This is a genomic window from Mucilaginibacter sp. RCC_168, from assembly GCF_041355315.1.
In the GTDB taxonomy this organism is placed as follows: domain Bacteria; phylum Bacteroidota; class Bacteroidia; order Sphingobacteriales; family Sphingobacteriaceae; genus Mucilaginibacter.
On record NZ_JBFUPN010000088.1, the window covers coordinates 1 to 513 of the forward strand.

The window sequence follows — 513 nt, forward strand, 5'->3', positions numbered from 1 at the left end:
GACCAGGCAAAACAATGGCGCTGTTCAGGAACTTATTTTGGGTCAGGATATAAAGCAGTTGCTCCAGGCGAAGTCCGATAGCAGCGGCTCAACCCTTTTTATGATTTTGTTATCTGCGGTTAATGCGCTGTTATACCGTTATACAGGTCAGCAGGACCTGATCACAGGAACGGCAGTCGCTGGCCGTGATCATGTGGACCTGGAGGATCAGATCGGACTTTATGTAAATACCCTGGCCCTGCGGACGCAGCTGGAAGGGAGCTGGAGTTTCGACAAGCTGCTGTCAGCGGTAAAAGAGATAACGCTGGGTGCCTTTGAACATCAGCAGTACCCGTTTGACCTGTTGGTAGATGAGCTTTTGGTGGAGCGGGATATGAGCCGGATGCCGATATTTGACGTGATGGTTACCCTTCAGAACATAGAGCTGAGCGGCAACGGAAGCGCGGAAGAGCTGGATTCGATAAGTGTAAGCGAATATCATATTATGCCCACGATCGCCAAATTTGACCTGAT

The 513-nt window shown here is 50.1% G+C and carries 1 protein-coding gene; it reads left to right on the forward strand.

Going from position 1 to position 513, the window contains the following annotated elements; all coding sequences use genetic code 11:
* Positions 1-513, forward strand: a 513-nt coding sequence (locus tag AB6735_RS28080) for a condensation domain-containing protein (RefSeq protein WP_370999496.1), incomplete at both ends; no start/stop codon positions are given.